Here is a 522-nt window from a genome sequence, read left to right on the forward strand (position 1 = left end):
CCTGCATTTAATAAACCTTCTATCATAGATTTATCTGTTCCATGAGCAATGTTTAGATAGTTTTTGTCTTTACCTCCAAAGTTTACACTTTCACCTTTACCTATGCTAAAGCCACCACCCCATTGTATGACTGAGTTTTTTCCATTACCTATGATATTCATATTATTACCATTAGTGTTTATACTTCCACTAGTCCCATGAGTAAATTTACCTCCACTAGGTAAAGCCACTAGTGGAGAAAAGAGCATTGATACAGTTATGCCTGAGAGTATGATGTGATTTGCTAACTTTTTCATAATTAATCCTTTTTGGTATATTACTTTAGTTTAAATTCACTACTATGCTTTTTGCATCTTTACTTACACTTAGAGTGTATTTAGCTTTTTGAACTTTTGCTTTGATGTTTTTATGTAAGCTTTGATCGTTTTTAGTAATAATCTCTAATAAGCTTTGTAAGTCTTTTTGATTTAGTTGTTTATTGTTTGCATCTACAAAGCCTTTTTCACTTTGCATTAAAATAAA

General features: G+C 30.7%; 1 protein-coding gene and 1 pseudogene. Both read right to left on the reverse strand.

Annotation, left to right across the window (positions count from 1 at the left end):
• A pseudogene (locus tag CAMP5053_RS08350) lies at positions 1-296 on the reverse strand (filamentous hemagglutinin N-terminal domain-containing protein); the annotation flags it as partial.
• A gap of 25 nt (positions 297-321) precedes the next feature.
• Positions 322-522, reverse strand: a 201-nt coding sequence (locus tag CAMP5053_RS08355) for a hypothetical protein (RefSeq protein ID WP_337217654.1), incomplete at its 5' end; no start/stop codon positions are given.

It is taken from the genome of Campylobacter sp. S4:11 (genome assembly GCF_024723695.1).
GTDB classification, from domain to species: Bacteria; Campylobacterota; Campylobacteria; order Campylobacterales; family Campylobacteraceae; genus Campylobacter_D; species Campylobacter_D jejuni_C.